The following is a 24,871-nucleotide window of genomic DNA, read 5'->3' on the forward strand; positions in this document are numbered from 1 at the left end:
AAGCGTCTGTTGGATCGGATATTCGACCTCGCCATTATCGGAGGCGGCATCAACGGCTGCGGCATCGCGCGCGATGCGGTGGGCCGGGGCAATTCCGTTTTCCTTTGTGAAATGAACGACTTGGCGAGTGGGACGTCGTCCTGGTCGACCAAGCTGGTGCATGGCGGGCTGCGCTATCTCGAATATTACGAGTTTCGTTTGGTCCGCGAGGCGCTGATCGAACGAGAAATCCTCTGGCAGATCGCGCCCCACATCATCCGCCCGCTGCGTTTCGTTTTGCCGCACCATTCGGGGTTGCGGCCGGCATGGCTGCTGAGGCTAGGGTTGTTCCTGTACGACCACATCGGCGGCCGTCATCTGCTGCCGCCGACACGTTCGGTCGATCTCGCGCATGACGAGGTCGGAAAACCCTTGATCGCCAACCGCTACAGCAAAGGTTTTGAGTACTCCGACTGTTTTGTCGATGACGCGCGCCTGGTCGTGCTCACGGCGCGGGACGCGGCCGATCGCGGCGCCGAGATCCGCACGCGCGCGCGGGCGGTCGAGATTACGCAGGTCGATGGCGTCTGGCACGTCACGGTCGAGGATACGCAAAGCGGCACACGCACCACGATCCAGGCGCGTGCGCTGGTCAATGCCGGCGGGCCCTGGGTCGAACAGGTGCTGTCGTCGGGATCGGGCGTCAATGCGCGCGCAAAGGTTCGCCTGGTGCAGGGCTCGCACATCGTGGTGCGCAAGCTCTACGACCACGACCGCGCCTATATTTTCCAGAACGCCGACGGCCGCATCATCTTCGTCATTCCCTATCAGGACGATTTCACGCTGATCGGCACCACCGATCGCGATTACGACGGCGACCCGGCCAAGGTGAAAGCCTCCACCGAAGAGATCGCCTATCTCTGTTCCTCCGCCAGCGAATATCTGGCAAAGCCGGTGAAGCCGGAGGACGTGGTCTGGACTTATTCGGGCGTGCGTCCGCTCTATGACGACGGCGCCAGCGAAGCCAAGGCTGCGACCCGCGATTACGTCTTCGAACTCGATACGCCCGGCGGCGCGCCGCTGCTGTCGATCTATGGCGGCAAGATCACGACCTATCGGCGGCTGGCCGAAGAAGCGCTGGAACGGCTGGCGCCCTACTTGCGCAGTTCAAAGAAGGAAGGCTGGACCGGCAAGGCCGCGCTGCCCGGCGGCGACATGGATGTTTCCGCAATCGCGGCGCTGACGGCGGAACTGACGCGGGACTATCCGTTCCTCATTCCCGCACATGCCAAGCGGTTGGCGCATGCCTATGGCACCCGCGCCAGCAAGGTGCTTGGCAACGCGAAATCGGCGGCCGATCTCGGCCAGTCCTTTGGCGCGACCTTGACGGAGAGCGAAGTCAGGTACCTGATGTCGGCCGAATGGGCCTGCACCGCCGAAGACGTCGCGTGGCGCCGCTCCAAGCTCGGATTGCGGCTGTCCGCGGGCGAAATCGCCGTCCTCGATGAATGGATGGCCGCCCATCGCGCGTCCGGTGAACGCCCCCTGCGTGAAGCGGGAGGACGGACATGAGCGTCACGCTTGAACACGTCACGCGAACCGTCGACGGCATTGCGACCATCCGCGATGTGTCGTTGACGCTTGAGCGCGGCACGCTGAGCGTACTGCTCGGGCCGACGCTTTCCGGCAAGACCTCGATCATGCGGCTGCTCGCCGGGCTCGACAAGCCGGGATCAGGCCGCGTGCTGGTCGACGGCAACGATGTCACCGGATTCGACGTGCGCAAGCGTTCGGTCGCGATGGTCTATCAGCAATTCATCAATTATCCCTCGCTGACGGTCTATGAGAACATCGCCTCGCCGTTGCGGGTGCAGGGCAAGCCGCGCGCGGAAATCGAGAAGCGCGTGCAGGAGGCGTCGCGCCTGCTCAAGCTCGAGCCGTATTTGCACCGTACGCCTTTGCAACTGTCCGGCGGTCAGCAGCAGCGCACCGCGATCGCGCGCGCGCTGGTCAAGGGCGCCGATCTCGTGCTGCTCGACGAGCCGCTCGCCAATCTCGATTACAAGCTGCGCGAGGAACTGCGCACCGAATTGCCGCGCATCTTCGAGGCATCGGGCGCGATCTTCGTCTATGCGACCACCGAGCCCTCCGAAGCGCTGCTGCTTGGCGGCCGCACGGTCTGCATGTGGGAGGGCCAGGTCCTGCAGGCCGGCGATACGCCGAAGGTTTATCGGCATCCCGATACGCTCCGCGTGGCGCAGGTATTTTCAGATCCGCCACTCAACATCGTCGGCATCGAAAAGAAAAATGGCGCGGTGCAATATGCCGGCGGCATCCAGGCGCCGGCCAGCGGGCTCTATGCGTCGCTCGCCGATGGGTCCTATCGCGTCGGCTTCCGCGCCCATCAGCTCGAAGTCGCGAGCGGCATCGCCGGCCGCCACGCGTTTCAGGCCACCGTCACCGTGACCGAGATCACCGGCTCGGAAAGCTTCGTGCATCTCAATCGCGATGCGTCGAACTGGGTCGCGGTGCTGCAGGGCGTCCATGAGTTCGAGCCGGGCCACGTGCTCGACGCCGTGCTCGACCCTGACAATCTCTTCGTGTTTGACGCCGCCGACCGCCTGGTCGCGGCGCCGAAACAAGACAACGCGTGAGGGAGATGCCGTATGGCCCGCATTGACCTCGTCGATCTCGCACATTCCTACGGCGGCAATGACGCCGCGCCCGAATCATTTGCGCTGAAGCCGGTGACGATGACCTGGCGGCAGGGCGGCGCCTATGCGCTGCTCGGGCCATCCGGCTGCGGCAAGACCACGCTGCTCAACCTGATTTCCGGGATCGTGACGCCGTCGCGCGGCCAGATACTGTTCGACGGCGCCGATATCACACCGCTGTCAACCCAGAAGCGCAATATCGCGCAGGTGTTCCAGTTTCCGGTGATCTACGACACCATGACGGTCGGGCAGAACCTCGCATTCCCCTTGAAGAACCGCGGCGTCCCGAAAGCCGAAATCGACGCGCGCGTGAAGCAGATCGCCGATCTGCTCGACCTCACGCCGCATCTCGATCGCAAGGCAACGCGGCTGACCGCCGATGCCAAGCAGAAGATCTCGCTCGGCCGCGGCCTGGTGCGATCAGACGTTGCCGCGATCCTGTTCGACGAGCCGCTGACGGTGATCGATCCCGAATTGAAGTGGCAGTTGCGCTCCAAACTCAAGGCGCTGCATCGCGACCTCGACCTCACGATGATCTACGTCACCCATGACCAGACCGAGGCGCTGACCTTTGCCGATACGGTGGTCGTGATGCATGACGGCAGGGTGGTGCAGAGCGGCACGCCGGCCGAGCTGTTCGACAAGCCCGCGCATACCTTCGTCGGTTACTTCATCGGCTCGCCCGGCATGAACATCGTGCCGGCCGAGGTGAGGGGCCGCGAGGCCCGGATCAGCGGCCATCCGGTCGCGCTGAACCGCAGCTATGACAAGCTGCCGCCGGGCGCGAAGATCGAAGTCGGCGTGCGTCCGGAATTCGTCGACGTCGCGGCACCCGCGCCGGGATTGCTGTCCGCCAATATTGATCGCATCGACGATCTCGGCCGTGTCCGCTTCGCGCGCGTGCGGATCGGCGACGCCAAGTTCGCCGCGCGCGTGCCGCCGGGGTTTTCGGTCTCCGGCGAAACCGCCGGACTGGTTTTCAATCCGTCGCATGTTCACGTCTATGCCGACAGCCGTCTGGTAGAGGGGACAGCCTGATGGACAAGACGATCAACCAAAAAGCCTGGTTCCTGGTGCTGCCGGTGTTTCTGGTGGTCGCATTCTCCGCGATCCTGCCGCTGATGACGGTGGTGAACTATTCGATGCAGGACACCTTCGGCAACAACCAGTTCTTCTGGAACGGCGTCGGCTGGTTCAAGGAACTGCTCGATCCATCGACCGATCTCGGTGGACGGTTCCTGGCCTCGCTCGGCCGCAATCTGCTGTTCTCGGTCATCATTCTTGCGATCGAGGTGCCGCTCGGGATCGTGGTCGCGCTGTCGATGCCGCGCGACGGCTGGAGCGTCGCCGCCTGCCTCGTGATCCTGGCGCTGCCGCTATTGATTCCGTGGAATGTGGTCGGCACCATCTGGCAGATCTTCGGACGGCCCGACATCGGCCTGCTCGGCTACACGCTGAACAGCCTCGGCATCAACTACAACTACGTCTCCAACGAGTTCGACGCCTGGGCCACCGTCATCGTGATGGATGTCTGGCACTGGACCAGCCTGGTCGCACTGTTGTGCTACGCCGGACTGAAGTCGATCCCCGACGCCTATTACCAGGCGGCGCAGATCGACGGCGCCTCGCGCTGGGCGGTGTTCACGGCGATCCAGTTGCCGAAGATGAACCGCGTGCTCTTGATCGCGGTGCTGCTTCGCTTCATGGACAGTTTCATGATCTACACCGAGCCGTTCGTGGTGACCGGCGGCGGTCCCGGCAACTCGACCACCTTCGTCTCGATCGAACTGGTCAAGATCGCGCTCGGCCAATTCGACCTCGGCAAGGCCGCCGCACTCTCGCTGGTCTACAACCTCATCATCCTGATCGTGTGCTGGGTGTTCTATACCGTGATGACAAACGCCGGGGCCGAGCGCCCGGTCAAACAGGGAGCTGAATGATGCATTCGATTCCCGGACGCCGCGTCATCCTCATCACCTTCCTGATCTTCCTGCTGTTGCCGATCTACTGGCTCGTCAACATGAGCTTCAAGACCAATGCCGAGATCGTCTCCACCATGACGCTGTGGCCGCACCAGCCGACGCTGGAAAACTACAGGCGCATCTTCACCGACGAGAGCTGGTATTCCGGCTACATCAACTCGCTGACCTATGTCCTGATCAACACCGTGATCTCGATCGCGGTGGCGCTGCCGGCGGCCTACGGCTTTTCGCGCTACCGTTTTCTCGGCGACAAGCACCTGTTCTTCTGGCTGCTGTCGAACCGGATGGCGCCGGCGGCGGTCTATGCGCTGCCGTTCTTCAATCTCTATTCGGCGATCAATCTGTTCGATACGCCGTGGGCAGTGGCGCTGGCGCATTGCATCTTCAACGTCCCGCTCGCGGTCTGGATCCTCGAAGGGTTCGTCTCGGGCGTGCCACGCGAGATCGATGAGACGGCGTTCCTCGACGGTTACTCGTTCCCGCGCTTCTTCGTCAAGATCCTGGTGCCCTTGATCGCGAGCGGCATCGGCGTCGCGGCCTTCTTCTGCTTCATGTTCTCCTGGGTCGAACTGCTGCTGGCGCGCACGCTGACGTCGGTGAACGCCAAGCCGATCTCGGCGATCATGACCCGAACGGTCTCGGCCGCCGGCATGGATTGGGGCCTGTTGGCGGCCGCCGGCGTGCTCACCATCATCCCCGGCGCGCTGGTGATCTGGTTCGTCCGCAACTACATCGCGCGCGGTTTTGCGCTCGGACGGGTGTAGGGGGTATTCATGGAACACATCGCATGGATGGCCTGGACGCTTCCGACCGCGATCTTCTTCGTGATGCTGTCGCTGACGCTCGGTGTCATGACCTGGCTTGCGGCGGCGTATCCGGAGGCCGAGCGCGTCGGCGTGCTGCGCATTCCGACCACGCGCGGCGACCGGCTGTTCATCTCGCTGGTACTCGCCGCGGTCATCCACCTGTTGTGGATCGCCTTTGTCGGCACCGATGCGATCGCGACGCTGCCGATCGGAGAGGGCGTTGAAATATCGAGCCTGTGGCTCGCTGCCGTGATTTCGCTTGTTTCGGCCGTGGTGGTTTTCCGCACCGTCTGATGAAGCGAAAAAAGACAGATCCGGGATCAACCCGGGCCTGAAAATTGTTTGTCGCTGCAACCGGAGGACTCAACATGCGACGTTTTAGAGGAAGGAACGGCCCATTGACCAAGGAGAGCTTTCTGACGATGACCAGCGCGGCTGCGCTGATCGCGGCTTCCGTGACGATCGCCGCACCTGCTCGCGCGGACGATGCGGTCAATCAGCGCTGGATCGACAGCGAATTCCAACCCTCGACGCTGTCGAAGGCCGACCAGCTGAAGGAACTGCAGTGGTTTGAAAAGGCCGCCCAGCCCTTCAAGGGGATGGAAATCAACGTGGTGTCGGAAACCATCACCACGCATGAATATGAATCCAAGACCCTGGCGAAGGCCTTCACCGAGATCACCGGCATCAAGCTCAAACACGATTTGATCCAGGAAGGTGACGTGGTCGAGAAGCTGCAGACCCAGATGCAGTCCGGCAAGAACGTCTATGACGGCTGGATCAACGACTCGGACCTGATCGGCACCCACTTCCGCTACAACCAGACGGTCGTGCTGTCGGATTACATGACCGGCGAAGGCAAGGACGTCACCAATCCCAATCTCGACGTCAACGACTTCATCGGAAAATCCTTCACCACGGGACCGGACGGCAAGCTCTATCAGCTGCCCGTCCAGCAGTTCGCGAACCTCTATTGGTTCCGTTACGACTGGTTCTCCAATCCCGACTACAAGGCCAAGTTCAAGGCCAAGTATGGCTACGAACTCGGCGTTCCCGTGAACTGGTCGGCCTATGAAGACATCGCCGAGTTCTTCACCAACGACATCAAGGAGATCAACGGCACCAAGGTCTATGGTCACATGGACTACGGCAAGAAGGATCCCTCGCTCGGCTGGCGGTTCACCGATGCCTGGCTGTCGATGGCCGGCAACGGCGACAAGGGTATTCCGAACGGCAAGCCGGTCGACGAATGGGGCATCCGCATGGAAGGCTGCCGTCCGGTCGGTTCATCCGTCGAGCGCGGCGGTGACACCAACGGTCCGGCGGCAGTCTATTCGATCGCCAAATATCTCGACTGGATGAAGAAGTATGCCCCGCCGCAGGCGCAAGGCATGACCTTCGGCGAAGCCGGACCGGTACCGGCGCAAGGCAACATCGCCCAGCAGATCTTCTGGTACACCGCTTTCACCGCCGACATGGTGAAGCCCGGTATTGCCGTCGTGAACGCCGACGGGTCGCCGAAGTGGCGTATGGCGCCGTCGCCGCACGGCTCGTACTGGAAGGAAGGCATGAAGCTCGGCTACCAGGACGCCGGCTCGGCGACGCTCCTGAAGTCGACCCCGGCGGACCGCCGCAAGGCGGCCTGGCTCTATCTGCAGTTCATCACCTCCAAGACGGTGAGCCTGAAAAAGAGCCATGTCGGTCTCACGTTCATTCGTGAATCCGACATCTGGGACAAGTCGTTCACCGAGCGTGCGCCGAAGCTCGGCGGCCTGATCGAGTTCTACCGCTCGCCCGCGCGCGTGCAGTGGACCCCGACCGGCAACAACGTGCCTGATTATCCGAAGCTCGCGCAATTGTGGTGGCAGAACATCGGCGATGCATCGTCCGGTGCGAAGACGCCGCAAGCCGCGATGGACGCCCTGGCGGCAGCCCAGGACTCCGTGCTCGAGCGCCTGGAGAAATCCAACGTGCAGGGCGCCTGCGGACCGAAGCTGAACAAGAAGGAGACCGCGGAGTTCTGGTTCGCCAAGTCGGAGAAGGACGGCAACGTCGCTCCGCAGCGCAAGCTGGCGAACGAGAAGCCGAAGGGCGAAACCGTCGACTACGACACGCTGGTGAAGTCGTGGCCGGCAACACCGCCGAAGCGGGCAGAAGCCAAGTAAGCCTCGCGATTACGAGTGATGCAAAAACTAGAGGCCGGGAGCGATCCCGGCCTTTTTTCTTGTCATTGCGAGCGTAGCGAAGCAATCCATAGTGCGGCATAACGGATAGATGGATTGCTTCGTCGCTGCGCTCCTCGCAATGACGGTGGAGAGAGTTGCGTTCCTACTCCGCTGCCTGCTTCGCCCCGAGCGTCGGATAATCCGTATATCCCTTGGCGCCGCCGCCATAGAACGTCGCCTTGTCGAATGCGTTCAGCGGCGCGCCCTTCTGCAGGCGCTCGACCAAATCGGGGTTGGAGATGAACGGTTTTCCGAATGCGATCAGGTCGGCGGCGTCAGCGTCGAGCACCTTTGTCGCCAGATCGAAATCGTAGCCGTTGTTGGCGACATAGGCCTGCTTGAAGCGCTTGCGCAACGAACCATAGTCGAACGGTGCGATGTCGCGCGGGCCGCCGGTGGCGCCCTCAACGACATGGATGTAGGTCAGCTTCAACGCGTTGAGCCCATCCACGATGTGGTCGAACAGCGGCTGCGGATTGCTATCGGAGACATCATTGGCGGGCGTCACCGGCGAAATGCGGATGCCGGTGCGCTCGGGGCCGGCGACCGCGGCCACCGCCTTCGATACTTCCAGCATCAATTTGGCGCGGTTCTCGATTGAACCACCATAGGCATCGGTACGCTTGTTGGTGCCGTCTTTGGCGAACTGGTCGAGCAGGTAGCCGTTGGCGCCGTGGATTTCGATGCCGTCGAAACCGGCGGCGAGCGCATTCTCGGTGCCGCGCTTGAAGTCTTCGATGATCCCTGGAATTTCCGACAGCTCGAGTTCGCGCGGCTCGGAGATCTCGGTGAAGGTGCCGTTGACAAAAGTCTTGCCCTTGGCGCGGATCGCGGACGGAGCCACCGGCTTGCCACCGCCGGGCTGCAATGAATCGTGCGAGATGCGGCCGACATGCCAGATCTGGATGAAGATGCGCCCGCCGTTTTCATGGACGCGGTCGGTGACCTTGCGCCAGCCCGCAACCTGCTCCTTCGAATAGATGCCGGGCGTGTCCTGATAGCCCTGGCCCTGCTGCGAGATCTGGCTGGCCTCGGTGATCAGCAATCCCGCGGAAGCGCGCTGGCCGTAATAGTCGATGGCAAGCTCGCTCGGCACAAAGCTGCCAGGCACTGCGCGGTTGCGGGTCAGCGGCGCCATGACGAGGCGGTTCGGCAGCGAGATTCCGCCAAGCTTGTAGGGCTCGAATAGTTTGGTCTGGCTCATGAAGGGATTTCCGATGGATGGATGATTAGGGGAGAGTTGGGCATTACGGCGGATTGCGCAATGCCCAAAGGTACTCGGAAGCCATTCGGTCGCTGCAGGCTAGGTCCGCACAATCCCCGCCATATGGCCGGCGTCGAGGAACAGGGTGTGGGCGTTGACGTAGGATGATTCATTCGAAATCAGGAACAGCGCAGCATAGGCGACCTCCCAGCCGGTGCCCTGGCGGCCAAACGGCACTGTGAGCGCACGATCGGCCCGCCTGCGGCTGGCGTCGCGGCCCATCGGGGAATCGATAAAGCCGGGCGCGATCACATTGCAGCGAATGCCCTTTTCCTCGCCGGCCCGTGCGATGGCGCGGCCGAGCGCGATCTGGGCGGCCTTGGAGGATTCATAGGCCGGGTTGCGGCCATTGGCGCGCTGGCTCGCCATCGACGAGGTCAGCGTGATCGCGCCGCCCGGCGACATCATTTCGATCGCCGCTTGCGCGAACAGCATGTGGCTGCGCACGTTGACGGCGTAATCCTTGTCCCAGGCTTCCGCCGTCATCTTCGGCAACGACAGCCCGCAGGAAATGCCGACATTCAACGCGAGCCCGTCGAGGCCGCCGAGTTGTTTCGCGCAGCGCGCGATCGCCGGCCCAATCGCTGATGCGTCGGAGACGTCGACCACGTCGGTGAACGCCCTGCCGCCTTCGCTTGTGATCTGCTTGACCGTATCATCGGCGGCTTCCTTGTTGACGTCGATGCACGCCACATGCGCACCCTCGCGCGCGAACAGCACCGACATCGCGCGGCCGTTACCAATCGGCGGCTCCTCGTCGACGATGTTGCGCTGGCCGGCCCCGACCACGATGATGCGGCGGCCCTGCAGGCGGCCACGACCCGGAGCGAGGCCGAGTGTTTCGGCGTGAAGCGAAGCGGCGGGATCGAGTTGCTTTGGTGCTTGCGTGGTGGTGGACATCGGCAGTCTCCCTTCAGCATCTTGTTCTTGCTGAAGGGAGCACTAGCACGGCATAGCCAGTGACGCTAAGGCGTCCAGTCTTGCCAGGCGAAACAGATCACTTCGCGCCCATGTAATCTCGCTTGCCTACCTCGACGCCATTGTGGCGCAGGATGCCGTGGGCGATGGCGGCATGGAAGTAGAATTGCGGAAGCGAGAAGTTCGAGATGAATTGCTGGCCCTTCAGCGTCATGGTCTTGTCCGGCCCCATCGGAAAGGTGACGTCTTTGGTGTCGGCGCCCTCGAACTGCTCTGATTTGAACGACTTGACGTAGTCGATGGTTTTCGCGAGCCGCTGGCGCAATTCTTCAAAGGTCTTTTCGGTATCGGGTGTCGACGGCACTTCGCTGTGGGTGACGCGGGCGCAGCCCCTGACCGCAAAATCGGTGGCGAGCTGAATCTGCTTGGAGAGCGGCAGCATGTCCGGAGAAAGCCGCGAGCCGAGCAACACGTCGGGCTGGATCTTCTTCGCCTCGCAATGCGCTTCTGCCTTGGTGAGCAAGCCGGAGAGGCTGCCGAGAATTTGCAGATAGGCCGGAACGGTGGCGTCGTAAAAGGACATGTGATGCTCTTTTCGTTGTGTGGAATTTTATGGCATGCAGAGACTGCGTGCTGCAGGTGGGGCGGGGGAGAGGGAATTACAACGCCGGGAAGGGGTGAAATGTAGTCAAATATTTCCGGCTGGCGTCGGACGCGCCAGCTGCAGGATTCATCGACCCTCATCCTGAGGAGCGGCCTCTTGGCCGCGTCTCGAAGGATGCAGGCCCGTCTGTGGCCTCATGGTTCGAGACGGCGCAAGGGCGCCTCCTCACCATGAGGAGGGGCGCTATCTCACCTGCGGCATCGCCGCCGCCGCCGGCTCCGCACGCGGCCCGCGCATCCGCGCCAGTAACTCCGCGGTCGGCCAGGAATCCGCCGGCAGCCCGTACTTGATCTGCATCGTCTTCACGGCGGTGCGGCTGAGCTGTCCCATGATGCCGTCGACCTTGCCGACATTGAAACCGGCGCGCACCAGGAGGTGCTGCAATTCCTTGAGCTCGTTGAGCGGCAGTTGCGCCACCGGCGCGGCTGGCTGGCGCATCGGCGCCGCGCCCGCGATGCGGGTCGCGAGATAACCGGCGGTGGTCGAATAGATCAGCGAGTTGTTCCATTCGGTGTAGGCGGCGAAATTCGCGTAGGCCAGGAACGCCGGTCCGTTGCGGCCCATCGGCAACAGCATCGACGCCGGCAGATCGTCGTTCGGCAATGGCTTGCCGTCGGCAAAGGTGACGCCGAGCTGCGCCCATTTCGAGCGCGGCAGCTTGATGGTGAGGTCGGCCTGGTCCCAAGGAAAACTTGAAGCGAGATTCTGTGGCGCGCGCACTTCCTGCAACCACGGTTCGCCGCGCCGCCACTTCAATCCATTGGCGATGTAGTTCGCGGTCGAGCCGATCACGTCGGGCGCGCTGTGCAGGAGATCGCGATGGCCGTCGCCGTCGTAGTCGACCGCATAATTGAAATAATGCGTCGGCAGAAATTGCGTCTGCCCGAGTTCGCCGGCCCACGATCCGATCATTTCGCTTGCCGTGAGGTCGCCGCGATCGACGATCTTGAGCGCGGCGATGGTCTCCTTCTGGAACATCTCCGAGCGGCGGCAGTCATACGCCAGCGACACCAGCGACGGCAGCGTATGCAGCTTGCCGAGCTCGGCGCCAAAACTGCTCTCCAGCCCCCAGAACGCGGCGATCACGGCCGGCGGCACGCCATATTCCTTCTCGGCGCGATTGAACGCCGCCTGATGCATCCGGATTCGCGCCTGCGCGTTTTTCGCCGCGCCGTCGGATGCCCTGTTCCGCGAAAACTCGGTGAACACCTGCCCGAACACGCGCTGGCCGCGGTCGCGATTGACGATGCTCTGGTCGTAGGTGAGGTAGGGTGCGGCTTCCGCCATCGCGCGCTGCGAGACGCCTTCCGCCACCGCCTTCTGCTTGAGCTCAGTGAGGAAGCGATCGAAACTCATGCCGTTGTGGCACGCCGCACCGCCCCGCGGGCTTGCTGCGACCGGCCGCGGGGCTGGCTGCTGGCCCGGCACCGCGACCGGTTTGGGCTGAGGCGCAGCCGCGGGCCTGGCGGGCGCGGGCCTGACGGGAGCCAGGGCTGGTTGGGACAATGCGGCAGAGGAAACGGCAAGGGCTGCAAAAATTGTGACCGCAACGTGAATTCTGATCGAAAGGGTCGGCATCAAGTTCACCGGCTCGCGTGGGAGGGACTGCAATTTGTACAGCCTGTGGGCCGCATCAGTGCAAGCGTAATCCGCCGCCACGTCCACCAATCCCCGGCCAACCGGCGCAAGCCGGCGTCCGACGATGTGAGAACAAGCCCGCTTCCTGCATAGGAGCCTGCCGCCAGAACCGCAGCCCGGAGGCTGTTCCAACCCGCATCGCCCGTGTAGGCTACCGCAACTGCCGGCCAGATAGGCCGACGTCCAAATGGGGCGGGCAGAAAAGGGGAGATGACGGACAACCATGACGGAACTCCGATATTTGGCGCCCAATTCGCTTGATGAAGCGATCAAGGCGTTCGCCGCGGCCGGAAGTGCAGGGCGCATCCTGGCCGGCGGTACCGATCTTCTGGTGCAAATGCGTGCCGGCGTCGTGAAGCCGGGCCTGATCGTCGACATCAAGAAAATCGCCGAGATGACGGAAATCGAGCAAACCGCCGATGGCGGGTTTCGCGTCGGCGCCGCCGTTTCCGGCATGGCGCTGCATGACCATGTCAGTTTCGGCAAGGTCTGGCCCGGCGTGCTGGAGGCCGTCAACCTGATCGGCTCCAAACAAGTCCAGGGGCGGGCGTCCGCCGGCGGCAATCTCTGCAACGGCTCGCCGGCCGGCGACAGCGTGCCGGCCATGGTCGCGGCCGGTGCCATCGTCACGGTGCAAGGGCCGGATGGCCGCCGCGAAATGCCGGTGGAACAGGTGCCGGCGGGTCCGGGCCGCACCAATTTCAAGCCCGGTGAAATCCTGATCAGTTTTACCTTGCCGCCGCGTCCCAAAGGCTCGAGCGACGCGTATTTGCGCATGATCCCGCGCACTGAAATGGACATCGCCGTGGTCGGCCTCGGCGTCAGCCTGACGCTGAAGGACGGCGTCTGCACCGCCGCCCGCGTCGGTCTCGGCGCTGTCGCGCCGACCGTGCTACTGGTTGAAGCGGCCGCCAAAGCCCTGATCGGCAGCAAGCTCGACGACGCCGCGCTCAATGCGGCCGCCGCCGCCTGTTCCGCCGCCTGCCGTCCGATCGACGACAAGCGCGGCACGATCGCTTATCGCACCAAAGTGGCCGGTGTGCTGCTCAAGCGCACCACCGCGATTGCCGCCCAACGCGCCAAAGGGAATTAAGCTTCATGGCCAAGGTCCACGTGTCAACCACCATCAACGGCGAACCGTCAGAGTTTCTCTGTGAGCCCAACGACACCATGCTCGATGCGCTGCGCGGGCCGCTCGGGCTCACCGGCTCCAAGGAGGGCTGTGCCTCCGGCGACTGCGGCGCCTGCAGCATCACGGTCGATGACAACCTCATCTGTTCCTGCCTGATGCTCGCGGTCGAATCCGAGGGCCACGAACTCCGCACCATCGAGGGCATGGCCCAGGGCGAAAAGCTGCATCCGCTGCAGCAGAAGTTTCTGGAAATGGCCGCGCTTCAGTGCGGCATCTGCACCTCGGGCATGCTGGTGGCATCGGACGCGCTGCTGAAGCGGAATCCGAAGCCGAGCGAGGAAGAGGTTCGCTTCTGGCTCGCCGGCAATCTCTGCCGGTGCACCGGTTATGACAAGATCGTTCGCGCTGTCATGGACACCGCGGCCGAAATGCGCGCCCAATAACAGCCGGAGCCAGCACCATGACCGTCGTTACCAACAACAAGTGGATCGGCCAGCGCACTATTCGTCCAGACGGCATGGACAAGGTGACCGGCCGCGCGCAGTTCGCCGCCGACACCAATATGCCCGGCATGATCTGGGGCAAGGTGTTGCGCAGCCCGCACGCGCATGCGCGCATCAAATCGATCAACACGGCGAAGGCGGAAGCGCTGCCCGGCGTCAAGGCCGTCGTCACCGCGCGCGACATCGTCGATTTCCCGATCGAGAAGGGCGCCGTCATGCTCGGCATCCAGGACATGCGCTGGATGTGCCGCAACGTGATGGCGCGCGAAAAGGCGCTGTTTCCCGGGCACCCCATTGCGGCCGTTGCCGCGACCACCGAAGCGATCGCGGCGGAAGCCTGCAATCTGATCGAGGTCGACTACGAAGTGCTGCCTTTCGTGATCGAGATCGAGGACGCGATCAAATCCGACGCGCCGATCCTGCACGAGTTCAACAAGTTCGAGGGCAAGCCCTCCAACATCGCCGGCCGGCTCGAGCACAAGAAGGGTGATATCGCCGACGGCTTCAAGAAGGCCGACATCGTCATCGAGCGCACCTTCACGACGCGCCCGGTGCATCAGGGCTATATCGAGCCGCATGCCTGCCTGATCAGCGTCGCGCCCGATGGCAAGACCACGATCTGGAGCTCCAGCCAGGGCCAGTTCATGGTCCGCGCGATGACGGCCTATCTCACCGGCATCCCGCAGAGCGACATCCGCGCCATCCCCGCCGAGATCGGCGGCGGTTTTGGTGGCAAGACCATCGTCTATCTCGAGCCGCTGGCGACGCTGCTGGCGAAAAAGTCCGGCCGCCCGGTGAAGATGGTGATGACGCGCGAGGAAGTGATGCGCGCGACCGGGCCGACGTCAGGCTCGAAGAGCACGGTGAAGATCGGCGCCACCAAGGACGGCAAGATCGTCGCCGCGCACGGCACCTTCTATCTGCAGGCCGGAGCGCTGCCGGGTTCGCCGATCCGCGGCGCGGCCGGCTGCAGCTTTACGCCGTACGACATCCCGAACCTGCTGTCGGAAGGCTATGACGTCTGCTCCAACCGCTCGAAGGTTGCGGCCTATCGCGCGCCGGGCGCGCCGATCGGCGCCTATGCGGTGGAATGCGTGCTCGACGAGGTCGCCGAGGCGCTGAAGATGGACCCGCTCGACTTCCGCCTGAAGAACGCCGCCAAGGAAGGAACGAAAGCCGCGCACGGCCCGACCTTCCCGCGCATCGGGTACATCGAGACGGTGGAAGCGGCAAAGGCGTCGGATCATTACAAGGCGCCGCTCGGAAAACTTCAAGGACGCGGCGTCGCTTCCGGCTTCTGGTTCAACGCCGGCGGCGAATCCTCCGCGCAGGTCAACATCACCGAGGACGGCAACGTCGTCGTCACCACGGGTCATCCCGATATCGGCGGCTCGCGCGCCGGCATCGCCAACATCTGCGCCGAACTGCTCGGCATCGACTATCGCCGCGTCTCCGTCATCATCGGCGATACCCAAACCATCGGCTTCTCGAACCTCACCGGCGGCAGCCGCGTGCTGTTCGCTTCCTCGATCGTGGTGACGCAGTCGACCGAACAGATCATCAAGACCTTGCGCGAACGCGCCGCAAAAATCTGGGAGATCGATCCCGAGGCGGTGAAGTGGGAGGACGGCGCGGCGCATCCGGTGAGCCCGAATGCCGGCCAGTTCCCGCCGCTGACGCTAAAAGATCTCGCCGAGAAAGCGCCCGCGATGGGCGGCCCGATCGGCGCCGGCGTGCAGCTCAACACCACGGGCGCGGATGGCGGCTTCGGCACGCATATCTGCGACGTCGAGGTCGACGTCGATCTCGGTATCGCGCGCGTGACCCGCTACACCGCCGTGCAGGATGTCGGCCGCGCCATCCACCCCGGCTATGTCGAGGGCCAGCTGCAGGGCGGCGTCGCGCAAGGCATCGGCTGGGCGCTGAACGAGGAATACATCTACACCAGGGAGGGCAAGGTCGATAATCCCGGCTTCCTCGACTATCGCATGCCTGTGTGTTCGGACCTGCCGATGATTGACTGCATCATGGTCGAGGTGCCGAACCCGAAACACCCGCAAGGCGTCAAGGGCGTCGGCGAAGTGCCGCTGGTCCCCGTGATGGCCGCGGTGGCGAATGCGATCTACAACGCGCTCGGCAAACGCTTCTACGCCTTGCCGATGTCGCCGCCGAAGGTGCTGGAAGTGATCGACGCGCCGGAGACACGGCAGGCCGCGGAGTAAGCCAGCGTCGTTGCGAAGCCCGTAGGGTGGGTGGAGCGACTTGTTCGCCGTAGCTCAAAGAGCGAAGGCGGAAGCGATACCCACCACTTGTTCCGACAAAAGAAAGATGGTGGGTTACGCTTCGCTTACCCACCATACTTCTTGACCCGCCATTTGCACCATCCATGCTGAGACAGCAGGCGTAGCCCGGATGAGCGAAAGCGACATCCGGGTCTTCTTTCCAATCCCGCATGTCGCTGCCCTCATGCGGGCTACAAGATATCTGCGTAGGGTGGGTGGAGCGACTTGTCCGCCGTAGCTCAAAGAGCGAAGGCGGAAGCGATACCCACCAGTTGTTTCGACGAAAGAAGATGGTGGGTTACGCTTCGCTAACCCACCCTGCGAACTACGCGAAAAACAACAAAGGGGAGACCAGCCATGGAAGACGTTGCAGCCCGGCGCGCGGCGCAATCGCTGCTTGCGGCACATAAGGCCAACGTGCAATTCACCTCGCTCGCTCCGCCGGACAAACCCGCCACGATCTCGGACGCCTACGACATTCAGGACAGCTATGTCGCGCTGCTCCGCGGTGAGCACGGCGAGGCCGTCGGCTACAAGGTCGGGCTGACGTCGGCAACGATGCAGAAGTTCTGCGGGATCGACCATCCGATCGCCGGCGTGGTGCTCGCAAGCCGCGTGTATCGATCCGGCGCGACGATCCGTCGTGCGGATTTCGGGCGGCTCGGCCTCGAATTCGAAATTGCCGTTCGCATCAAATCCGATGTGCCGGTCACGGCTGCGCCGGTGACCGCTGAGATGATCGCGCCGCATGTCGGCGGTGTCTGCGCAGCCATCGAAATCGTGGATGACCGCAACGCCGATTACGGCAATCTCGATGTGCTTTCGCTGGTATCGGATAATTCCTGGAATGGCGGCATCGTGCTGTCGGACTTCGCGGCGAAATTGCCCGACCTGGGGCCGGTGATGGGACGTGCCACAAAGGATGGCGTTGATATCGGCGAGGGCCAAGGCCGCGACATCCTCGGCCATCCCTTCAACTCCGTCGCCTGGCTTGCCACGCAGCTCAATTCGCGGGGGGCGGGGCTGAAAGCCGGTCAGGTGGTGATGACCGGCAGCGTCATGAAGACCGTGTTTCCGGATAGCGATGCCAGCTATCGTTTCAGTCTCGAGGGCATCGGCATCGTCGACGTGCAGGTGCGTTAGGGCGGCGAACGCCTGCGGTCGATCCTGGCAAAGGTAATGTCGTCGCGCGCGACCACCTGCTCGCTACGTCGTCGTGGCGACAACTGCGGTCTGTGGCACCTGCTCGCCGCCCACGGATGCGGGCTTGGTCGCGTCGTTGCGCTGATGTCCTCCGAGACTGCGGCGATAGCGTTGCAGTGGCCGTTCGACAGCCAGGTAGCTGACCGTAGCCATGGCGATCGAAAAACCGAGGACGATCGGACCAGTCAGGTACCAGGGAAACAACTCCCTGAGGTAGATGGCTGCCGGATAATGCCACAGATACATGCCGTAAGAGATGAGGCCGATGCCAACCAGCGGTGGTGCAGACAACACCAGACTGACCCTCGATTCTTTTGTCGAAGCCGAGATCAGCAAGCCTGAGGCGGCGATATGGGCAACATTGGTCATGATCACCAACGACCAGGGCGCGCGCCAAAAACCGATCGCGAGGCAGACGGTGAGTGCAGCCCACGCGACGACGCCCGCGACATTGGCTGCTCTTTCCGAGATCAGGTCCTTGTGCCGGAGGGCTGTCGCCAGCAGCGCGCCGCAAATCAGGCCATCGATCCGCGTATCAAAGCGATAATACGTCGCGTCCCATCCCTGGGTTTCATAGATGTATATGCGCCATGCGCTGGCGAGCAAATAGAGGCCGAAGAGAACGACCAGACGCCCGCGAGGCCCGATGCGCGCCAGCAGCAGAACTGCGAGCGGCCAGATCAGATAAAAGTGCTCTTCGACCGAGAGCGACCACGTGTGAATCAGCACTTTCGGATTGTGCCAGAAGGCCTGCGAATAGTCGGTCAGATAAAATGCCGCCAGCGCGGCGTCGCGCACATGCGACATGAGGTCGAGCTGCGGCCAGAGCAGGGGGGCAATCAGCAGATACGCCGCCAGAAACAGCAGCAGGGGCGGGGTGAGACGGAGCAACCGGCGCAGATAGAATCTCCACAGGTCGATCCGTCCCGTCGCGCCGACTTCGTCCACGAGAAGCCGCGTAATCAGAAAGCCGCTCAGAACGAAAAACAGATCGACGCCAAAATAACCCTGGTCGAATACCGTAACGTCGCAGTGATCTGCGATGACCAGGAGCACTGCGACCGCCCGCAATCCATCCAATGCTGGATTGTATGGAAACGGCAGCGCCAACAGAGCCCCCTTGTGCGGCGCAGCCGCGACGGTCGTTGTTACTGAACCGCCGCAGCCATGGGTTCTTTCCGGGACCCTGGCAGTTCGATAGGGGAAAATACTGAGGAAAGTTTACGCACTCCTTAATTTCACAACCTAAACTTGCTAACGTCCTTTCGCCGGGCCCGTTATGTATTGCACGCTACAGCGCTATGGCCGGCGGTTGATCCTGCGGTGATATCGTCACGCGTGACGGTTGTGTTGTCCAGGAAGGGAAGCCGCGGCATTTGCGAAGGCTTCTCTTAACTTACGTGAACATCTGAAGCGGCCGAAAGGCCGTGCGTCGGACCGGCGATCGCCTTCTCGCGCGCGGATCGGCATGTTCATTCAGCCTGCAAATCAGTTCATGCTCGCGATTACAATTTTCGCCTCGCGTTTTTTGGATCATTAACTACGAGGCGACGCCTCTGTAGCGGTTCGATGCGCCAACCCTTAGTTGGTACCGATTGTTAGTTCTCCTCATGCGAGAGTTGTTTTCATGCGCAGAGACGGCCAGTATGCGGTTTGGTTCAAGACCTCGCGTGGCGAAGGCACCGGCATCGTGCACCTTGCAAATGGCATCATATCGGGCGGCGACAGCTTCTTCACCTATAGCGGCTCCTACCAGGTCGATAACGACCATTTCACCGCGGCGTTGACGACCACGCGCCATGCCGCAGGTCCGCCCACGCTGTTCGGCCTCGACGTGGTCGACGTAGAACTTGCGGGGAGATTCAAGGGCAGGCTGGCGTCGTGCTCGGGAACGGCCAAACAGGCGCCGGGCCTGCCGTTCGAGGCCACGCTGATCCCCCGCGAAGAACAGTCGCCCGAACCCGATCGTAGCCGCGCAGGAAAATTGCCCGATGGCTCCGATGCCAGGCGCCCGGTCCGCCATCCCGTTGTGCGTGGATTATCCAGGGGCTGATCGCGCCCGAGTGGAATTGGAATTATTTAAGGCGGCCTCCGGGCGCGCGCGAAACGGCGCGCCGCAGAAACGCGCCAATTTCGCAGGAGAAGGACATGTCGCACGGAATGGCACCCAGGGAGATTTTGCCCATGTCTGAAGTGATACCGTTCCCACCCAAGCCACAGCCGAAATCGATCGCGGACGAAACCGCTGAATTCCTGCAGCTGCTGGAGCGGATCAGGTCTTCGTCGGATAAGGTCGAGACAGAGGAATTGCAGACAACAGAGGAATAGGCGGACGCGCCCCCAGATTCTTGATTTGACGCGTTTTCTTGAAGCGAACCGGTATCCACTTCGCTGGAAAACGCTCTAATATCCCCGAATCAGGGGGACAGATGAATTTTTCGAAAGCGCATTTCATTGGCATTGCCGGGAAGGGCATGAGCGCAACCGCGCTGCTGCTCCGGCAGATGGGCGTGCAGATCAGCGGCTCCGACGAAGGCTTTTACCCGCCGGTCAGCGACTATCTCAGGAACGAGAAGATCCCGTTTGCTGCGGGATACCGCAAAGAGAACATTCCTGACGATGCCGATGTCATCGTGATCGGCAAGAACGCAAAGCTTCAGCCTGACAGCAATGAAGAAGTTCGCGCGGCAATGGACAGCGGAAAGCTGGTGCGATCGTTTGCGGATTTGCTGCACGACATGACCGCCGGTTCCGAGACGATCGTGGCCGCGGGAAGCTACGGCAAATCGACCTGCTCTGCGCTGCTGGCGTGGTGCCTGAAGGTCTCGAGCAGGGACCCGAGCTATTTTATCGGCGAGATCACCAATGGGTTCGAGCGGCACGCGCACCGCGGGCAGGGCCCGACCTTCGTTCTCGAAGGCGACGAATACCCGGCCTCGAATTGGGACAACAGATCGAAATTCCTTCGCTACAACGCAAAAAACGTCCTGCTCACCTCGGCGACCCACGACCACATCAACGTCTTTCCGACGCACGCGGATTATCTCAGCCCCTTTCAAAGTTTGCTTGGCTCACTGCCTTCGGGCGGGCTGCTGGTGGTGTGCAGCAGCGAGCCTCACGCGCGCGCCCTGGCTGGAAGCCTCGCCTGTCCCATTGTTTTTTATGCATTGGACGACAAGGCGCACTGGCATGCCGCCAACATCGCGCGTGGCGCGGAAACCGGTTTCGACCTGATGCGCGGCAGCGAAAAGATCATTCGCCTCTCGACCCGCATGCTCGGCGATCACAACATCGAAAATATCGTCGGCGTCAGCGCGATGCTGCTGGAGAAGAAGCTGCTGTCGCCCGAGGAGCTGAACGCCGGCATGAGCACATTCCTGGGCGTCAAGCGCCGCATGGAATTGCTCTCGCCCGCATCGAAGGTGCCGGTCTATGAAGGCTTTGGATCGTCGTACGAAAAAGCCAGAAGCGCTATTCTCGCCACAAAACTCCATTTCCCCGATCGCAGGCTGATGATCGTGTTCGAGCCGCATACGTTCACCTGGCGAAACCGGGCGGCGATATCAGCCTATGACGACGTATTTGCGGGTGCGTCCCGGATTTTCATCTATCAGCCGGCATCGCAGGGCGCCGGCACCCATGCCCAATTGACCCAGGACGAAATCGTCGCCCGCGTCAGGGCGGCGAACTACGATGCCGAGGCGATAAGCGACCCGGACGAGGCATTGGCGAGATTGGGCGACATGTTGCTGCCGGATGATGTTGTCCTGTTGCTGACGTCAGGCGAGCTTGGCGGGCTGATACGAACCATTCCGCAGCTCGTTGAGGCGAAGTATCCCGGCTGAAGCGCAGATCAGCATGCCTGCCCCTCACGGGTTCTTCGATATTGGCCGGACCGGTGTCGCCACCTATGATCCGCGAAACGGCCCGCCGTCGCGCGGGCATGAGAGGGAAGCCCATGCCAAAAGTCCTGGTTGAAAACAATTCCGACGGCACCACGCTGGTCACGATCAACCGGCCCGAGCGCCGCAACGCCATCTGCGCCGAGACGGCGCTGTTGTTGCAGAAAGCCTTTGTGGAGTTCGAGCGCTCGCCGATGCAGAAGGCCGCGGTATTGACCGGCGCCGGCAATGAGGCGTTTTCCGGCGGCGCCGACACCGGCAATTTTCCCGAACTGTGGCGCTGCATCCCGACCGTCGGGTTCGAGACATCAAAGCCGATCATCTCGGCGGTGGGCGGCTGGTGCGTCGGCGGCGCGCTGGTGCTGTCGATGATGTGCGATCTCACGGTCGCGGCCGAGAACGCAAAATTTTCCTATCCGGAAGCGCGGATGGGATTTACCGGCGGCATGATCGCGGGGCTGGCTGCGCGGATCCCGCACAAGATCGCGATGGAGATGATGCTGCTGTGCCGCATCGTCGAGGTGCAACGCGCCTGGAATATCGGCCTCGTCAACGAGGTGGTGCCGGTAGGGCAGCAGGTCGAGGCTGCGCTGAAGATGGCGCGCGAGATGACCGAGTTCTCGCCGCTGGTGCTGAAAACCCTGAAGCGCTTCGTCACCGAAGGCGTCCTGCCGCACGGACCCTCCGAGCAATCCGGCCGCGCCCAGCGCCAGCTTCATGAGGTCAAGGAAAGCGAAGACGCCGTCGAGGCCGCCGCCGCAGTCAAGGAAAAGCGTCGGGCGGTTTACAAGGGACGGTAGTGTTTTCTGTTGCTTCGTAGGGTGGGTTAGCGAAGCGTAACCCACCATCTTCGTGGCCACATCTGCGGTGGGTTACGGCTTCGCCGAACCCACCCTACGGACTGTTCTCAATCCGGCTTCAACCCGCCCGCCCGAACCACCTTGGCCCATTTCTCCGTCTCTTCCGCGATCAGCTTGCCGAAATCGGCCGGCGTGCCCGGCAGCGGTTCGCCGCCGATCGCGGCGAGGCGGGCTTTCATGCGGACATCGGCGATGGCCGCGTTGATTTCCTTGTTGAGCTTGGCGATGATTTCCGCCGGTGTTTTGGCGGGCGCGCACATGCCGTACCACTGGCTGGTTTCATAGCCCGGCACGAAATCGCCGACCGGCGGCAGCTCCGGCGCTACTTCCGCCCGTGCCGCCGTGGTCACCGCCAGCGCACGTAGTCTGCCGCTCGCGATATAAGCCGTCGTGCCCGGCGCGGTCGCGAACAGCACCTGCACCTCGCCGCCGAGCAGGTCGGTCAGCGCCGGCCCCTGGCCGCGATAGGGCACGTGCACCATGTTGACGCCGGTCATCATCTTGAACAGTTCGCCCGCCATATGCGGCGCGCTGCCATTGCCGGCGGAGGCCATGTTGACCTTGCCCGGATTGGCCTTGGCATAGGCGATCAATTCAGGAACGGTTTTCACCGGCATCGAGGGATGCAACAGGATGATCATCGGCACGCGGATGATGCCGGCGACCGGGGCGATGTCGCGGATGAAATTGAACTTCAGATTATTGTAGAGCGCGGCGTTGACCGCGTTCGGCACGGTGGCGAGCAGCAGCGTGTAGCCGTCGGGCGCGGCGCCGACCACGGCCTCGGTGCCGATATTGCCGCCGGCGCCGGTGCGGTTTTCGACCACGAAGGATTGCCCGAGCCGCTCGTTGAGCCACTGGCCGATCAGCCGCGCCGTAATGTCGACGCCGCCGCCGGCGGCAAAACCGGCAACGATGCGCACCGGCCGGGACGGGTAATCCTCCGCCGCGGCGGCATGCGGAAACGCCTGCACGGCGAGGCCGGCGGCGGTGAGCTGCAGGAATTGTCGGCGTTGAATTTGACGGTGAATTGTCATGGGCGTGCCCCCCGGGGACGCCAATGCTAGCTCAACTTACAGCGCCGGCCTAATCTTCGCGACCCGAGGTCATGGACCTTGCGTTTGAGGATTCGCGGCTCGAGGACACCAGCGCCGAGGTGGCAAACTTCGCGGCTTCGGCTTCGCGAAGCTCCTTGCGAATTCTTCTCGCGTCCCGCAGCGTCCGCTGGATGTTCTTGTCGGCGGAGCCGTCGTCAAAGAACAGCATCGTTTCGCAGCTGATGCACTGCCGGGAATAGCCGCTCTGCAGCCGTCGCGCCTTTTCGCGAAAGCACGATTTGCAGCGGTGGCAGCGGATCTGAACCGATTCGTCCATCGTCTGGTCCCTGGGCCGCGGGCCGTTACCCGTCTTGTTTGGAAGGTCGTTATCGGGCAGCTGTACCGGAGCTTCCTTAAGAGATCGTCCTCGCATCCGGTGGCCATTTAGCTTTCGGCAATGCGATTTCGGGCCAATCCTTTAAGCTTGTCATTAACCGTCCCGAACTTCTGTCCCGCCAAACGAAAAGGCCCGCCTGACAGCGGGCCTTTACAGCCTTTGCGCGGTGGCGGTGGCTACATCGCGATGCCGTAATAGTCGTTGACCGTGCGTACGCGCGCAGGGTCGGACCAATTCCAGGCGTTGTCATTGCCGTATCTCGGCGCGCCCTTGAGCTGCGTCTCGGTTATCCCGGTGCGATAGCCGCCGAGATTGGTGTCGTATTTCAGCGACTGCCAGGGCAGCGGATAATGGTCGTCACCGATTCCGAGAAAGCCGCCGAAGCTCAACACGGCATACGAGACCTTGCCGCTCATCTTGTCGATCATGACGCGCTCGATCGATCCGATCTTGGTGTCATCGGCGCCGTACACGGCGGTTCCTTCCACCTTGTCGCTGCCGATCAGGGAACCGGTTTCTCTTGCTTCCGTAACCATGGTTGCTCCTCCATTGATTGAGAACGAGCAACCGGCGGAATCACGAATTGTTCCTGCGAAGATTCGACGCGCCAGACTGGCTCGTCATGCCCGGGCTTGTCCCGGGCATCCACGCCTTGGCCTCCACTAAGCAAGAAAGACGTGGATGGCCGGGCATAGGCGAGCGGAGCGACGCTGTCCTCCAGACGGCTATGCCCGGCCACGACGAAATCTTTTTCAGGTTAGCGAGGCCGAAAATCCTGGCTAGACTTTCGGTCAGGCCTCACGCCACGCGGTGCAGCGCGCAGAGCTTGTTGCCATCGGGATCGCGCAAATAGGCGATGTAGAGTTTCACCCCGCTGCCTTCGCGGATGCCCGGCGGATCCTCGCAGGTCTTGCCGCCATGAGCGAGGCCGGCCGCATGAAACGCATCGGCCTGTTCGGGGGAATTGGCGGTAAAGCCGATGGTGCCGCCATTGGCGTGGCATGCTTCCTTGCCGTCGATCGGCTTCGACACCGAGAAGGTGCCGGTTTTGCTGCGGTAGAAGATGCGGTGGCGGTCGACCCGCCCGGGCGGAATGTCGAGCGTGCCCAGCAAGGCGTCGTAAAACACCTTGGCCTTTTCCAGATCATTGGTCCCGATCATGACGTGCGAAAACATGTCGTCTTTCTCCCAAAAGTTGCGCCGAGCGATCGGCGACGTTTTGTGCTGTTTTTTGCGAGGTCGAACGTAACAGCGCCGGCCGGAATAGGGAAGTGAATGGCGCCGCCTTCATGCCGCAGCGCCGCGATGTTCGCAAGCGGCGGCAGCATTGACCTCTGAGCCTTTCCGCTTCCTGTTTTCCGGCCT

Annotated in this window: 24 protein-coding genes; 15 read left to right on the forward strand and 9 right to left on the reverse strand. The window is 62.5% G+C overall.

Going from position 1 to position 24,871, the window contains the following annotated elements:
• The first annotated feature begins 9 nt into the window (after positions 1–9).
• The 7 genes from glpD to JQ609_RS15025 all read left to right on the forward strand — a co-directional run bounded on the left by glpD (position 10) and on the right by JQ609_RS15025 (position 7,646).
• Positions 10–1,551, forward strand: coding sequence for a glycerol-3-phosphate dehydrogenase (gene glpD, locus JQ609_RS14995; RefSeq protein WP_212273965.1), 1,542 nt, complete (start codon positions 10–12; stop codon positions 1,549–1,551).
• Positions 1,548–2,633 carry an ABC transporter ATP-binding protein gene (locus JQ609_RS15000; RefSeq protein ID WP_212273966.1) on the forward strand — a complete coding sequence of 362 codons (1,086 nt, stop codon included), beginning with the start codon at positions 1,548–1,550 and terminating at the stop codon, positions 2,631–2,633. Before glpD ends, JQ609_RS15000 begins: the two co-directional genes overlap by 4 nt.
• A gap of 12 nt (positions 2,634–2,645) precedes the next feature.
• Complete coding sequence (locus JQ609_RS15005; protein WP_212273967.1) at positions 2,646–3,731, forward strand: ABC transporter ATP-binding protein; 1,086 nt, start codon at positions 2,646–2,648, stop codon at positions 3,729–3,731.
• Positions 3,731–4,633 (forward strand): carbohydrate ABC transporter permease, encoded by a 903-nt coding sequence (locus tag JQ609_RS15010; RefSeq protein ID WP_212209213.1) that lies wholly within the window; start codon positions 3,731–3,733, stop codon positions 4,631–4,633. Before JQ609_RS15005 ends, JQ609_RS15010 begins: the two co-directional genes overlap by 1 nt.
• Positions 4,633–5,439 carry a carbohydrate ABC transporter permease gene (locus JQ609_RS15015; protein ID WP_212273968.1) on the forward strand — a complete coding sequence of 269 codons (807 nt, stop codon included), beginning with the start codon at positions 4,633–4,635 and terminating at the stop codon, positions 5,437–5,439. Before JQ609_RS15010 ends, JQ609_RS15015 begins: the two co-directional genes overlap by 1 nt.
• A 9-nt stretch (positions 5,440–5,448) precedes the next feature.
• Positions 5,449–5,775 (forward strand): DUF2160 domain-containing protein, encoded by a 327-nt coding sequence (locus JQ609_RS15020; RefSeq protein WP_212273969.1) that lies wholly within the window; start codon positions 5,449–5,451, stop codon positions 5,773–5,775.
• A 74-nt stretch (positions 5,776–5,849) separates the two neighbouring features.
• Positions 5,850–7,646, forward strand: coding sequence for an ABC transporter substrate-binding protein (locus tag JQ609_RS15025; protein ID WP_212273970.1), 1,797 nt, complete (start codon positions 5,850–5,852; stop codon positions 7,644–7,646).
• Positions 7,647–7,809: 163 nt separating this feature from the next.
• On the opposite strand, the gene JQ609_RS15030 is transcribed toward JQ609_RS15025, so the two are convergent.
• The 4 genes from JQ609_RS15030 to JQ609_RS15045 all read right to left on the reverse strand — a co-directional run bounded on the left by JQ609_RS15030 (position 7,810) and on the right by JQ609_RS15045 (position 12,130).
• Positions 7,810–8,910 carry an alkene reductase gene (locus JQ609_RS15030; RefSeq protein WP_212273971.1) on the reverse strand — a complete coding sequence of 367 codons (1,101 nt, stop codon included), beginning with the start codon at positions 8,908–8,910 and terminating at the stop codon, positions 7,810–7,812.
• 99 nt (positions 8,911–9,009) lie between these two features.
• Positions 9,010–9,870: an SDR family NAD(P)-dependent oxidoreductase gene (locus JQ609_RS15035; RefSeq protein ID WP_212273972.1), complete on the reverse strand. Its 861-nt coding sequence runs from the start codon at positions 9,868–9,870 to the stop codon at positions 9,010–9,012.
• A 97-nt stretch (positions 9,871–9,967) separates the two neighbouring features.
• Complete coding sequence (locus tag JQ609_RS15040; protein WP_212273973.1) at positions 9,968–10,471, reverse strand: DUF1993 family protein; 504 nt, start codon at positions 10,469–10,471, stop codon at positions 9,968–9,970.
• A gap of 264 nt (positions 10,472–10,735) precedes the next feature.
• Positions 10,736–12,130, reverse strand: a complete 1,395-nt coding sequence (locus tag JQ609_RS15045) for a lytic murein transglycosylase (RefSeq protein WP_212273974.1) — start codon at positions 12,128–12,130, stop codon at positions 10,736–10,738.
• A 283-nt stretch (positions 12,131–12,413) separates the two neighbouring features.
• On the opposite strand from JQ609_RS15045, the gene JQ609_RS15050 reads away from it, so the two are divergent.
• The 4 genes from JQ609_RS15050 to JQ609_RS15065 all read left to right on the forward strand — a co-directional run bounded on the left by JQ609_RS15050 (position 12,414) and on the right by JQ609_RS15065 (position 17,250).
• On the forward strand, positions 12,414–13,283 hold the full coding sequence (locus JQ609_RS15050; protein ID WP_212273975.1) for a xanthine dehydrogenase family protein subunit M: 870 nt from the start codon (positions 12,414–12,416) through the stop codon (positions 13,281–13,283).
• 5 nt (positions 13,284–13,288) lie between these two features.
• Positions 13,289–13,765: a (2Fe-2S)-binding protein gene (locus JQ609_RS15055; RefSeq protein ID WP_211997762.1), complete on the forward strand. Its 477-nt coding sequence runs from the start codon at positions 13,289–13,291 to the stop codon at positions 13,763–13,765.
• 17 nt (positions 13,766–13,782) lie between these two features.
• A complete protein-coding gene (locus tag JQ609_RS15060; RefSeq protein ID WP_212273976.1) occupies positions 13,783–16,047 on the forward strand; it encodes a xanthine dehydrogenase family protein molybdopterin-binding subunit in 2,265 nt (754 codons plus the stop codon).
• A 417-nt stretch (positions 16,048–16,464) separates the two neighbouring features.
• Entirely contained in the window at positions 16,465–17,250 is a 786-nt protein-coding gene (locus JQ609_RS15065) for a 2-keto-4-pentenoate hydratase (protein ID WP_212273977.1), read from the forward strand.
• Positions 17,251–17,313: 63 nt separating this feature from the next.
• Here the strand turns inward: JQ609_RS15065 and JQ609_RS15070 are convergent, their stop codons facing one another.
• The gene (locus JQ609_RS15070) at positions 17,314–18,420 is read right to left on the reverse strand and encodes an acyltransferase (protein ID WP_212273978.1); all 1,107 of its coding nucleotides are present in this window, start codon (positions 18,418–18,420) and stop codon (positions 17,314–17,316) included.
• 517 nt (positions 18,421–18,937) lie between these two features.
• Between JQ609_RS15070 and JQ609_RS15075 the strand changes: the two genes are divergently transcribed.
• The 4 genes from JQ609_RS15075 (at position 18,938) to JQ609_RS15090 (ending at position 22,012) form a co-directional block, all read left to right on the forward strand.
• Positions 18,938–19,363 (forward strand): hypothetical protein, encoded by a 426-nt coding sequence (locus JQ609_RS15075; RefSeq protein WP_212209223.1) that lies wholly within the window; start codon positions 18,938–18,940, stop codon positions 19,361–19,363.
• Between the two features lie 131 nt (positions 19,364–19,494).
• On the forward strand, positions 19,495–19,638 hold the full coding sequence (locus tag JQ609_RS15080; RefSeq protein ID WP_212262579.1) for a hypothetical protein: 144 nt from the start codon (positions 19,495–19,497) through the stop codon (positions 19,636–19,638).
• Positions 19,639–19,739: 101 nt separating this feature from the next.
• On the forward strand, positions 19,740–21,155 hold the full coding sequence (locus JQ609_RS15085; RefSeq protein WP_212273979.1) for a Mur ligase family protein: 1,416 nt from the start codon (positions 19,740–19,742) through the stop codon (positions 21,153–21,155).
• Between the two features lie 113 nt (positions 21,156–21,268).
• Positions 21,269–22,012, forward strand: a complete 744-nt coding sequence (locus tag JQ609_RS15090) for an enoyl-CoA hydratase/isomerase family protein (RefSeq protein ID WP_212273980.1) — start codon at positions 21,269–21,271, stop codon at positions 22,010–22,012.
• Between the two features lie 107 nt (positions 22,013–22,119).
• Here the strand turns inward: JQ609_RS15090 and JQ609_RS15095 are convergent, their stop codons facing one another.
• From JQ609_RS15095 to JQ609_RS15110, 4 genes are all read right to left on the reverse strand, one after another.
• Positions 22,120–23,109, reverse strand: a complete 990-nt coding sequence (locus tag JQ609_RS15095) for a tripartite tricarboxylate transporter substrate binding protein (protein ID WP_212273981.1) — start codon at positions 23,107–23,109, stop codon at positions 22,120–22,122.
• A gap of 49 nt (positions 23,110–23,158) precedes the next feature.
• On the reverse strand, positions 23,159–23,446 hold the full coding sequence (locus JQ609_RS15100; RefSeq protein WP_212273982.1) for a hypothetical protein: 288 nt from the start codon (positions 23,444–23,446) through the stop codon (positions 23,159–23,161).
• Between the two features lie 236 nt (positions 23,447–23,682).
• Positions 23,683–24,042: a PRC-barrel domain-containing protein gene (locus JQ609_RS15105; RefSeq protein WP_212209229.1), complete on the reverse strand. Its 360-nt coding sequence runs from the start codon at positions 24,040–24,042 to the stop codon at positions 23,683–23,685.
• 262 nt (positions 24,043–24,304) lie between these two features.
• Complete coding sequence (locus tag JQ609_RS15110; RefSeq protein ID WP_192738521.1) at positions 24,305–24,682, reverse strand: VOC family protein; 378 nt, start codon at positions 24,680–24,682, stop codon at positions 24,305–24,307.
• Positions 24,683–24,871: the final 189 nt, after the last annotated feature.

Origin of the sequence: Bradyrhizobium sp. AUGA SZCCT0169, assembly GCF_018130085.1 — a bacterium.
Classification (GTDB): domain Bacteria; phylum Pseudomonadota; class Alphaproteobacteria; order Rhizobiales; family Xanthobacteraceae; genus Bradyrhizobium.

Excerpts from the sequence above, each read along its gene's own strand:
- JQ609_RS15075 (WP_212209223.1), top strand. The coding sequence starts at position 18,938 with ATGCGCAGAGACGGCCAGTATGCGGTTTGGTTCAAGACCTCGCGTGGC.
- JQ609_RS15015 (WP_212273968.1), top strand. The coding sequence starts at position 4,633 with ATGCATTCGATTCCCGGACGCCGCGTCATCCTCATCACCTTCCTGATC.
- JQ609_RS15080 (WP_212262579.1), top strand. The coding sequence starts at position 19,495 with ATGTCTGAAGTGATACCGTTCCCACCCAAGCCACAGCCGAAATCGATC.
- JQ609_RS15060 (WP_212273976.1), top strand. The coding sequence starts at position 13,783 with ATGACCGTCGTTACCAACAACAAGTGGATCGGCCAGCGCACTATTCGT.
- JQ609_RS15085 (WP_212273979.1), top strand. The coding sequence starts at position 19,740 with ATGAATTTTTCGAAAGCGCATTTCATTGGCATTGCCGGGAAGGGCATG.
- JQ609_RS15040 (WP_212273973.1), bottom strand. The coding sequence starts at position 10,471 with ATGTCCTTTTACGACGCCACCGTTCCGGCCTATCTGCAAATTCTCGGC.
- JQ609_RS15030 (WP_212273971.1), bottom strand. The coding sequence starts at position 8,910 with ATGAGCCAGACCAAACTATTCGAGCCCTACAAGCTTGGCGGAATCTCG.
- JQ609_RS15090 (WP_212273980.1), top strand. The coding sequence starts at position 21,269 with ATGCCAAAAGTCCTGGTTGAAAACAATTCCGACGGCACCACGCTGGTC.
- JQ609_RS15005 (WP_212273967.1), top strand. The coding sequence starts at position 2,646 with ATGGCCCGCATTGACCTCGTCGATCTCGCACATTCCTACGGCGGCAAT.
- JQ609_RS15055 (WP_211997762.1), top strand. The coding sequence starts at position 13,289 with ATGGCCAAGGTCCACGTGTCAACCACCATCAACGGCGAACCGTCAGAG.
- JQ609_RS15105 (WP_212209229.1), bottom strand. The coding sequence starts at position 24,042 with ATGGTTACGGAAGCAAGAGAAACCGGTTCCCTGATCGGCAGCGACAAG.
- JQ609_RS15100 (WP_212273982.1), bottom strand. The coding sequence starts at position 23,446 with ATGGACGAATCGGTTCAGATCCGCTGCCACCGCTGCAAATCGTGCTTT.
- JQ609_RS15110 (WP_192738521.1), bottom strand. The coding sequence starts at position 24,682 with ATGTTTTCGCACGTCATGATCGGGACCAATGATCTGGAAAAGGCCAAG.
- JQ609_RS15065 (WP_212273977.1), top strand. The coding sequence starts at position 16,465 with ATGGAAGACGTTGCAGCCCGGCGCGCGGCGCAATCGCTGCTTGCGGCA.
- JQ609_RS15020 (WP_212273969.1), top strand. The coding sequence starts at position 5,449 with ATGGAACACATCGCATGGATGGCCTGGACGCTTCCGACCGCGATCTTC.
- JQ609_RS15025 (WP_212273970.1), top strand. The coding sequence starts at position 5,850 with ATGCGACGTTTTAGAGGAAGGAACGGCCCATTGACCAAGGAGAGCTTT.
- JQ609_RS15000 (WP_212273966.1), top strand. The coding sequence starts at position 1,548 with ATGAGCGTCACGCTTGAACACGTCACGCGAACCGTCGACGGCATTGCG.
- JQ609_RS15095 (WP_212273981.1), bottom strand. The coding sequence starts at position 23,109 with ATGACAATTCACCGTCAAATTCAACGCCGACAATTCCTGCAGCTCACC.
- JQ609_RS15050 (WP_212273975.1), top strand. The coding sequence starts at position 12,414 with ATGACGGAACTCCGATATTTGGCGCCCAATTCGCTTGATGAAGCGATC.
- JQ609_RS15010 (WP_212209213.1), top strand. The coding sequence starts at position 3,731 with ATGGACAAGACGATCAACCAAAAAGCCTGGTTCCTGGTGCTGCCGGTG.
- JQ609_RS15035 (WP_212273972.1), bottom strand. The coding sequence starts at position 9,870 with ATGTCCACCACCACGCAAGCACCAAAGCAACTCGATCCCGCCGCTTCG.
- JQ609_RS15045 (WP_212273974.1), bottom strand. The coding sequence starts at position 12,130 with ATGCCGACCCTTTCGATCAGAATTCACGTTGCGGTCACAATTTTTGCA.